The organism is Pseudescherichia sp. (genome assembly GCF_031998825.1).
Classification (GTDB): Bacteria; Pseudomonadota; Gammaproteobacteria; order Enterobacterales; family Enterobacteriaceae; genus Pseudescherichia.
On sequence record NZ_DAMACX010000012.1, the window covers coordinates 90,675 to 100,005 of the forward strand.

At 57.6% G+C, this 9,331-nt stretch carries 11 protein-coding genes; 5 read left to right on the plus strand and 6 right to left on the minus strand.

From position 1 onward, the window contains the following. Window positions 1–164 precede the first annotated feature (164 nt). The gene (purN, locus tag RTP97_RS08260; protein WP_312412537.1) at window positions 165–803 is read right to left on the minus strand and encodes a phosphoribosylglycinamide formyltransferase; all 639 of its coding nucleotides are present in this window, start codon (window positions 801–803) and stop codon (window positions 165–167) included. After that, window positions 800–1,837 (minus strand): phosphoribosylformylglycinamidine cyclo-ligase, encoded by a 1,038-nt coding sequence (purM, locus tag RTP97_RS08265; protein ID WP_312412538.1) that lies wholly within the window; start codon window positions 1,835–1,837, stop codon window positions 800–802. Before purM ends, purN begins: the two co-directional genes overlap by 4 nt. Before the next feature lie 226 nt (window positions 1,838–2,063). Here purM and upp point away from each other — a divergent pair, with 226 nt between their 5' ends. The 3 genes from upp (at window position 2,064) to RTP97_RS08280 (ending at window position 4,873) form a co-directional block, all read left to right on the plus strand. Continuing rightward, window positions 2,064–2,690 carry a uracil phosphoribosyltransferase gene (gene upp / locus RTP97_RS08270; protein ID WP_312412540.1) on the plus strand — a complete coding sequence of 209 codons (627 nt, stop codon included), beginning with the start codon at window positions 2,064–2,066 and terminating at the stop codon, window positions 2,688–2,690. A 97-nt stretch (window positions 2,691–2,787) separates the two neighbouring features. Next, window positions 2,788–4,077 carry a uracil permease gene (gene uraA / locus RTP97_RS08275; protein WP_312412541.1) on the plus strand — a complete coding sequence of 430 codons (1,290 nt, stop codon included), beginning with the start codon at window positions 2,788–2,790 and terminating at the stop codon, window positions 4,075–4,077. A 94-nt stretch (window positions 4,078–4,171) separates the two neighbouring features. Beyond that, window positions 4,172–4,873: a DnaA inactivator Hda gene (locus RTP97_RS08280; protein WP_103818889.1), complete on the plus strand. Its 702-nt coding sequence runs from the start codon at window positions 4,172–4,174 to the stop codon at window positions 4,871–4,873. Between the two features lie 30 nt (window positions 4,874–4,903). Here RTP97_RS08280 and arsC read toward each other — a convergent pair whose 3' ends face one another. Then, window positions 4,904–5,260 (minus strand): arsenate reductase (glutaredoxin), encoded by a 357-nt coding sequence (arsC, locus tag RTP97_RS08285; RefSeq protein ID WP_312412542.1) that lies wholly within the window; start codon window positions 5,258–5,260, stop codon window positions 4,904–4,906. 12 nt (window positions 5,261–5,272) lie between these two features. Continuing rightward, on the minus strand, window positions 5,273–6,736 hold the full coding sequence (bepA, locus tag RTP97_RS08290) for a beta-barrel assembly-enhancing protease (protein WP_312412544.1): 1,464 nt from the start codon (window positions 6,734–6,736) through the stop codon (window positions 5,273–5,275). Between the two features lie 151 nt (window positions 6,737–6,887). Between bepA and RTP97_RS08295 the strand changes: the two genes are divergently transcribed. Continuing rightward, window positions 6,888–7,949: an AI-2E family transporter gene (locus tag RTP97_RS08295; RefSeq protein WP_312412547.1), complete on the plus strand. Its 1,062-nt coding sequence runs from the start codon at window positions 6,888–6,890 to the stop codon at window positions 7,947–7,949. Between the two features lie 42 nt (window positions 7,950–7,991). Here the strand turns inward: RTP97_RS08295 and bcp are convergent, their stop codons facing one another. Continuing rightward, complete coding sequence (gene bcp, locus RTP97_RS08300; RefSeq protein ID WP_312412550.1) at window positions 7,992–8,462, minus strand: thioredoxin-dependent thiol peroxidase; 471 nt, start codon at window positions 8,460–8,462, stop codon at window positions 7,992–7,994. Beyond that, window positions 8,462–9,034: a glycine cleavage system transcriptional repressor gene (locus RTP97_RS08305; protein ID WP_312412551.1), complete on the minus strand. Its 573-nt coding sequence runs from the start codon at window positions 9,032–9,034 to the stop codon at window positions 8,462–8,464. Before RTP97_RS08305 ends, bcp begins: the two co-directional genes overlap by 1 nt. A 157-nt stretch (window positions 9,035–9,191) precedes the next feature. Here RTP97_RS08305 and RTP97_RS08310 point away from each other — a divergent pair. After that, a partial coding sequence (locus RTP97_RS08310; protein WP_312412560.1) for a dihydrodipicolinate synthase family protein occupies window positions 9,192–9,331 on the plus strand: 140 nt, incomplete at its 3' end.

A 9,331-nucleotide genomic window follows, 5' to 3' on the forward strand; every position in this document is an offset into this window, starting at 1 on the left:
ACAACTCACACTCCGGTTCAATCTCGGGACGTGGCAAATCCATCTCAGCCTTTATTATGGTGAGAATTACCACAGCTTGTCCAATTGTGACAGATAAGTATGACAGTAATCTGATAATGCAGCGTTTATTGCCGGACGGTGCAGGCAGTCCGGCAACAGATAGTCTACTCGGCGGCGTGTCCTTGCGGGGGGAGCTGGGCGCCATCGAGCCACGCGGCACCGTCGCGCATCGCCAGACGGTCATCAATAAACCAGCTGACCACCAGCGGGTAGATCGCATGCTCCTGGGTCTGGACGCGATCGGTCACGTCCTCTTCAGTATCGCCTGGGAATACCGGCACTTTGGCTTGCAGGATCACCGGTCCGCCGTCCAGCTCGTCGGTAACAAAGTGCACGGAGGTGCCGTGCTCTTCATCGCCGTTGGCCAGCGCCTGACGGTGGGTATGCAGGCCAGGGTATTTCGGCAGCAGGGAGGGGTGGATATTCAGCAGGCGTCCCTGATAGTGGGCGACAAACTCAGGGCTGAGAATACGCATATAGCCCGCCAGCACCACCAGATCCGGGGCGTAGGCGTCGATCTCCATCATCAGCTCACGGTCAAAAGCTTCACGGCTGGCAAACTGGTCAGCCGTGATGGCGTGGGCCGCAATCTCGGCCTCACGCGCGCGTTGCAGGCCGAACGCGTCGGCCTTGTTACTGAATACCGCACGGATAGTGGCGTTAATTCTCTTCTGCGAGCAGGCGTCGATAATTGCCTGCAGATTGCTTCCGTTACCGGAAATGAGCACCACTATGTTTTTCATTCGATGACCACGCGCTCGCTGGAATCAGAGGCTTTAATCATACCGATTTTCCATGCCTTTTCACCTTTCGCGTTCATCAGTTCGATCGCTTTATCTGCATCCTGTGCAGAGAGGGCGATGACCATACCGACGCCGCAGTTAAAGGTGCGGTACATCTCATGCTGGCTGACGTTGCCCGCCTGCTGTAGCCAGTTGAAGATGGAAGGCCACTGCCAGCTGGACTCGTCGATCACCGCCTGCGTGTTGTCCGGCAGCACGCGCGGAATGTTCTCCCAGAAGCCGCCGCCGGTGAGGTGGGCGATGGCGTGGACGTCAACGCTGGCAATCAGCTCAAGAATGTTCTTCACGTAGATGCGGGTCGGGGCCAGGAGGTGATCCGCCAGTGACTGACCGTCGAGCTGGGTGGTTTCTGGATCGCAGCCGCTCACCTCAACGATTTTACGCACCAGCGAGTAGCCGTTAGAGTGCGGGCCGCTGGAGCCAAGGGCGATCAGCACGTCGCCGTCGGCAACCTTGGAGCCGTCAATGATTTCCGATTTCTCCACCACGCCCACGCAGAAGCCTGCGACGTCATAATCTTCGCCGTGATACATGCCCGGCATCTCAGCGGTTTCGCCGCCGACCAGCGCACAGCCGGACTGCAGGCAGCCTTCCGCGATGCCGTTGATCACGCTGGCAGCGGTGTCGACGTCCAGCTTGCCGGTGGCGTAGTAGTCGAGGAAGAAGAGCGGCTCAGCGCCCTGAACCACCAGGTCGTTAACGCACATGGCCACCAGGTCAATGCCGATAGTGTCATGACGCTTGAGGTCCATCGCCAGGCGCAGCTTGGTGCCCACGCCGTCAGTACCGGAAACCAGCACCGGCTCACGATATTTTTGCGGCAGCGCGCACAGCGCACCGAAGCCACCCAGTCCACCCATCACTTCCGGGCGGCGGGTTTTCTTCACTACGCCTTTGATTCGGTCAACCAGTGCATTACCTGCGTCAATATCAACACCGGCATCTTTGTAGCTGAGAGAGGTTTTATCGGTCACTGCTTGGATCCCCACATGGCGATAGAAATAAAATTCGGCGCAATTCTAACAGTCAAGGCAAACGTTTGCGAGTCCATTATTCATGGCTCTCAGAGATCGTTGCGATATACTGATTTTCAGTCTGATTGATCGGGATCAACCCTCTACCTATAGCGCAACGGAAAAAAAGCGGTATAATCCGGCGATTTTTTTTGTGGCTGCCAACTGTCTGGGGAAGGAGAAGAGTATGAAGATCGTGGAAGTAAAACACCCACTCGTCAAACACAAGCTGGGACTGATGCGTGAGCATGACATCAGCACCAAACGCTTTCGTGAACTCGCCTCTGAAGTAGGCAGCCTGCTGACCTATGAAGCGACCGCCGATCTGGAAACCGAGAAGGTGACTATTGAGGGCTGGAACGGTCCGGTAGAAGTAGAGCAGATCAAAGGTAAAAAAATTACCGTGGTGCCGATCCTGCGCGCCGGTCTGGGCATGATGGAAGGGGTGCTGGAGCACGTGCCGAGCGCACGCATCAGCGTGGTCGGTATCTACCGCGACGAAACAACCCTGGAGCCGGTACCTTACTTCCAGAAGCTGGTATCGAACATCGACGAGCGTATGGCGCTGGTGGTTGACCCGATGCTGGCAACCGGTGGCTCAATGATCGCTACTATCGACCTGCTGAAAAAAGCGGGCTGCACCAGCATCAAGGTGCTGGTACTGGTCGCTGCGCCGGAAGGCGTGGCCGCGCTGGAGAAGGCGCATCCGGATATCGAACTCTATACCGCATCGGTCGATCAGGGCCTTAACGAGCACGGGTACATTATTCCTGGTCTCGGCGATGCCGGTGACAAGATTTTTGGTACCAAGTAATTGAATAAATGAAAAAGAGCCGACTTTGATAGTCGGCTTTTTTTTGAATAAAAGACGCAGTTCGCCTTATACAAAACACAACTCAGAGGAAAACACTATGACGCGCCGTGCTATCGGGGTGAGTGAAAGACCGCCGCTTTTACAGACAATCCCGCTTAGTTTGCAGCACCTGTTCGCCATGTTTGGCGCAACCGTGCTGGTGCCAATCCTGTTTCACATTAACCCGGCTACCGTACTGCTGTTTAACGGCATCGGTACGCTGCTCTATCTCTTTATCTGTAAGGGTAAAATTCCTGCCTATCTGGGTTCCAGCTTTGCGTTTATCTCCCCGGTGCTGCTTCTGCTGCCGCTCGGTTATGAGGTTGCGCTCGGCGGTTTTATTATGTGCGGCGTGCTGTTCTGCCTGGTGTCGTTTATCGTTAAGAAAGCGGGCACCGGCTGGCTGGACGTGATGTTCCCCCCGGCGGCGATGGGGGCGATCGTCGCCGTTATCGGCCTGGAGCTGGCGGGCGTTGCCGCTAACATGGCGGGCCTGCTGCCGGCGGAAGGGCAGCCAGCGGACAGCAAAACGGTGATCATCTCTCTGGTGACGCTGGCAGTCACCGTGTTTGGCTCGGTGCTGTTCCGTGGTTTCCTCGCCATTATCCCGATCCTGATCGGCGTGCTGGCGGGCTATGCGCTGTCGTTCGCCATGGGCGTGGTAGATACCACCCCGATTGCCCAGGCGCACTGGTTTGCTCTGCCGACCTTCTACACCCCGCGCTTTGAGTGGTTCGCTATCTTCACCATTCTGCCTGCCGCGCTGGTAGTCATCGCCGAGCACGTCGGTCATCTGGTGGTCACGGCCAATATCGTCAAGCGCGACCTGATCCGCGACCCGGGCCTGCACCGCTCAATGTTTGCCAACGGCTTCTCCACTATCATCTCCGGCTTCTTCGGCTCTACGCCGAACACCACCTACGGCGAGAACATCGGCGTGATGGCGATTACCCGCGTCTACAGCACCTGGGTGATCGGCGGGGCGGCGATCATTGCCATTCTGCTCTCCTGCGTCGGCAAGCTGGCGGCGGCTATCCAGATCATCCCGGTTCCGGTGATGGGCGGCGTGTCGCTGCTGCTCTACGGCGTGATCGGCGCGTCCGGTATTCGCGTGCTGATTGAGTCCAAAGTGGACTACAGCAAAGCGCAGAACCTGATCCTCACCTCGGTGATCCTGATCATCGGCGTCAGCGGGGCGAAGGTGCACATTGGTGCAGCAGAGCTGAAGGGCATGGCGCTGGCGACCATTGTCGGCATCGGCCTGGCGCTGATCTTCAAACTCATCAGCGTCCTGCGCCCGGAAGAAGAGGTGATTGACGCCAAAGAGGACGACGTCACTCCGCACTAATCCGGAAATTGAACCGGGCGTCGTGCCCGGTTCAAACCGCGCATCGTTTTGTGTTAAACTCGCTGCGTTTAACGTAAGCCCTGTTGAGGTATCTCTGAACGCACCGGCGCAGCTCTCTCTGCCACTCTATCTTCCCGACGATGAAACCTTTGCCAGTTTCTGGCCGGGTGATAACCCCTCTCTGTTGGCGGCTGTACAAAACGTGCTGCGTCAGGATCATAGCGGATACATCTACTTCTGGTCGCGGGAAGGCGCGGGGCGCAGCCATCTGCTGCATGCCGCCTGCGCTGAACTCTCCGCGCGCGGAGACGCCGTCGGCTATGTGCCACTCGATAAGCGTACCTGGTTTGTGCCGGAGGTGCTGGACGGTATGGAGCAGCTGTCGCTGGTCTGCATCGACAATATCGAGTGCATCGCCGGGGACGATCCCTGGGAGATGGCCATCTTCAATCTCTACAACCGCATTCTGGAATCGGGCCGCACGCGCCTGCTGATCACCGGCGATCGCCCGCCGCGCCAGCTCAATCTGCACCTTGCGGATCTTGCTTCGCGCCTCGACTGGGGGCAGATCTACCGGCTTCAGCCGCTGTCGGATGAGGATAAGCTGCTGGCGTTGCAGCTGCGCGCCCGCCAGCGCGGCTTTGAGCTGCCGGAGGACGTGTGTCGTTTTCTGCTAAAAAGGCTGGATCGCGAGATGCGCACCCTGTTTGAGACGCTGGATCAGCTGGATCGCGCCTCCATTACCGCCCAGCGCAAGCTGACGATCCCGTTTGTGAAGGAGATCCTGAAGCTCTGAAATCGCCGGATGGCGCTACGCTTATCCGGCCTACAGAAGCTCTAACACCTGTTCAGGTGGACGGCCAATACGCGCCTGGCCTTGCTTCACCACGACAGGGCGCTCAATAAGCTTCGGGTTCTCTACCATCGCCTGAATTAATGCTTCCTCCGAAAGAACGCTGTCCGCCAGGTTGAGCGTGCGGTAGAGCTCCTCTTTCTGGCGCATCAGATCCCGGGCGCTGCTTAAATTGAGCATCTGCACCAGGTCGCGCAGCGTGGCCGCATCCGGCGGCGTCTCCAGATAGAGCACCACCTGCGGCTCGACGCCGTGGGATTTCAGCAGGCTCAACGTCTCACGGCTCTTCGAGCAGCGGGGGTTATGGTAGATAGTGACCGCGTCGGACATACATTCTCCTGATTACATCTTCGTATAGGGCTTAAAGCGTTCCTGCATCTGCCGGAGCTGATCGATGCGGGCGTCATAGCGCGCCTGCTGCATGCTGCCCAACTTCACCTGCGCGCTGGCGCTGCCCAGCAGGGTGATGGCCTGGTCCAGCTGACCGTTGAGCGCGAGGCCTTCGGCACGGGCAGCCAGCTCCTGATCGCGGTTGCCGAGCGTGCCCTCGGTCTGGGCCAGCAGCTCCCAGCCGTTGGTATCATCTTTATAGTTAAAGGTGTAGCGGTTGAGGATCTTCTCTGCCTCGCTTGCCTGGCCGCTCTGCAAATAGGCGTTGGCCAGGTTGAGCTGCAACACCGGGTCGGTTTTTAGCCTCGGGGCATTTTTCAGCCGATTAATCGCCTGATCAAACTTCTTCTGCCCGAGATCGATATCGGTCGCTAAATCGAGATACCAGCTGTTGCCCGGCTCGGCGCTCAGCAGCGGCTGCAAAGCCTGGCTGGCGGTGGGGTAGTTAGCGCCCTCCATCGCCTGCAATGCCCGGCCATACTGGGCAGCACGCTGCTCGCGCACGTTGCCCTTGGCCCAGGCATCCAGCAGATCGTTGGTAAGCTGGTTACGCCCGCTGTTGTACATCCCCAGCGTACGCGCCTTCGCCAGGTAAAAATCCTCTGAGGACTGGACCACCACCGACCGCATCTGGTTGGCGCGGTTGCGGGTGTCAGAGAGACGGCTCTCCGGCAGCGGGTGGGTGAGTAAAATCTCCGGTGGCCGTGAGGAGTAGCGGGCCTGATCCAGCAGCTTTTCGAGGAAGGTTGGCATCGCCTGCGGATCGAACCCCGAGCGCTGCAGCACCTGAATGCCGATGCGGTCCGCCTCCTGCTCGTTCTGCTGGGTAAAGGAGATCATCCCCTGACGCGTGCCCGCCAGGGTACCGGTCAGGGCTGCCATCCCCGCCTGCGGGCTGGCCATCGCCAACAGAATAGAGCCTAACGCCCCCGCCCAGGTCAGCGGCGCGCTGTTTTTCTGATCCTCCATCGCCCGCGCAAGGTGGCGCTGGGTAACGTGGGAGATTTCGTGCGCCATCACTGAAGCGAGCTGGCTCTCGTTATCGGCGTAGCGGAAGAGGGCCGAGTGCAGCACCACGTTGCCGCCAAAGAAGGCGAAGGCGTTGATTTCGTCGTTATTGATTAAGTAGAAGTGGAACGGCGTGCGCACCGAGTTGGCGTGGGCGACAAGGCGCATCCCTAAGCCATTAACATACTGTACCAACAGGGGATCGTTAATCAGCGGCGCGCTGCCACGCAGCTGGCGAACGTAGTAGTCACCCATCTGCAGCTCCTGGGCAATCGACAGCGTACTGCCCGCCGAGGTGCCCATATCCGGCAGAGTATCCGCGGAATCAGCAAAGGCTGGTGCGGCCTGGCCCAGCGTCAGGGTAGCAATCAGGGTGGCAATCAGAGTTTTTCTCAACGTCCTGAACATAACCTCAATCCTGTGTGGCGAGCGTGATGAACATCTTAATCAATTGATGCGCTAGTTTCCTGTGGCAGCGTCGAAAAGCGAAGTCTTTTTTGTTTCACTTCGATACAATTCCTCCGGAAAACCCACCAGGGACCTACAGGTAAGGTAAGTTATGCTCGAAATGTTAATGCAGTGGTATCGCCGTCGCTTTAGCGATCCGGAGGCGATTGCGCTGCTGGTCATTCTGCTGGCAGGGTTTAGTATCCTGTTCTTTTTTAGCGGTTTATTAGCCCCGCTGCTGGTCGCTATCGTATTGGCCTACCTGCTGGAGTGGCCTACCGCCCGGCTGGAGCGCATCGGCTGCTCGCGCACCGTCGCCGCCAGCATCGTACTGGTGCTGTTTGTCGGTATCCTACTGTTGATGGCCTTCGTGGTGATGCCCGTCGCCTGGCAGCAGGGGATCAACCTGATTCATGACATGCCCGGCATGCTCAACAAGCTCTCTGATTTTGCGGCCAGACTGCCGGAGCGCTATCCGGCGCTGATGGACGCGGGCATTATCGATGCCATGGCGGAGAACATGCGCGCCCGTATGCAAAGTTTGGGTGATTCGGTGGTGAAGTACTCCGTCGCCTCGCTGGTGGGGCTGCTGACCCTGGCGGTCTACCTGGTGCTGGTCCCGCTGATGGTCTTCTTCCTGGTGAAGGACAAAGAGCAGATGCTCAACGCCGTGCGCCGTATTCTGCCGCGCAACCGTGGCCTGGCAGGCCAGGTGTGGGAGGAGATGAACCAGCAGATCACCAACTATATTCGCGGCAAGGTGCTGGAGATGATCGTCGTCGGCGTAGCGACGTGGATTGGCTTTATTCTCTTTGGCCTCAACTACTCGCTGCTGCTGGCGGTGCTGGTGGGCTTCTCGGTGCTCATCCCCTACATCGGCGCGTTTGTGGTAACCCTGCCGGTGATCGGCGTGGCGCTGTTCCAGTTTGGCCTGGGAACGGAGTTCTGGAGCTGCTTTGCGGTCTACCTGATCATTCAGGGGCTGGACGGCAACCTGTTGGTGCCGGTGCTCTTCTCGGAGGCGGTGAACCTGCATCCGCTGGTGATTATTCTGTCGGTGGTGATCTTCGGTGGGCTGTGGGGCTTCTGGGGCGTGTTCTTTGCTATCCCGCTCGCCACGCTGATCAAGGCCGTGGTGCATGCCTGGCCGGATGTGCCGGTGGTAGACGAATAGCGTATAAGCCCGGCAGGCGTAGCGCCGCCGGGCATTAACAAATTACGCGTTTTCCTGCAGCCAGCCAAGCACGATATCGTGGTGGTTGCTGGTTTTAAAATCGTTAAACACGTGTTCAACGACCCCGTCAGGGCCAATCAAGAAGCTGATGCGGTGAATGCCGTCGTAGGTTTTGCCCATAAACGTCTTCTCACCCCAGATGCCAAACTGCTCACAGACCTGATGGTCTTCATCGGAGAGTAGCGTAAAGTTCAGCAGCTCTTTTTCAGCAAAGCGGGAGAGCTTTTCCGGCTTGTCGGTACTGATGCCCAGCACCTCCACACCGATTTTCTTCAGGTCATCCATGTTATCGCGTAGGCCGCAGGCCTGGACGGTACAGCCTGGGGTCATGGCTTTCGGGTAGAAATAGACCAATACACGCTGTCCCTGGAAGTCGGCCAAATTAACTTGTTCTCCGTCTTGATCCGGCAAGCTAAATTTCGGTGCGGTATCACCGGCTTTCAGTGGATTCATCACTTCACTCCATCCTGTTCATCGTTCTGGGAATAGTTGACGACATTTATACTGCCCTGCGCATTTAATTCTGTACATAGTACTTTGAAAGCTTGTTCAATTTTTGCCGCATCTTCCAGCGCCGGGCTGTGGGCGGTAATTTGAATAAAGAGCTGCGCGGCCGCGTCAGCCTGGGCAGGCTGCGTACGGGAGACCAGTTCAGCAATATTCATCTGGTGGGCATCGAACAGGGCGGTGAAGCGCTCGATCAGGTGCGGGGAGTCCGCCACCTCAACCTGCACCCACACCGTGGCGGGCAGGGCCGCGCCGGGCCGGGCGGTGGTGCGTTTCATGACGATCAGCAGATCCAGCTCTGCGCCCTTTATTGGCAGCGTGGATTCAATCAGGTTAATGGCGTTCCAGGAACCGGAAAGCAGCATGATAAAGGTGAACTCTTCCCCGAGCATCGCCAGCCGGCTATCTTCAATATTACAGCCGCAGCTGCTCACGTGACGGGTGATCGTATTTACGATACCAGGTCTGTCGACACCTAGCGCGGTGATAACCAGATAATGTTGTGATGAAGGGGCCAAACCTGTTCTTCCTGTAGATGCTTCGCTAACTGTTTCGGTAATCCTAAGGAAAGCATAAAAAAAACCGGCATACAACCGCTGGAACGCCTCGCGTCGCTTGCTTTTATTACAGCACCAAACGTACCATTGAGAATCTTGTTTGCACAGAGGATGGCCCATGTTCACGGGAAGTATTGTCGCGCTTGTTACACCGATGGATGAAAAAGGTAATGTCTGCCGGTCAAGCCTGAAGAAACTGATTGATTATCATGTCGCCAGCGGAACCTCGGCGATTGTATCGGTAGGGACTACCGGTGA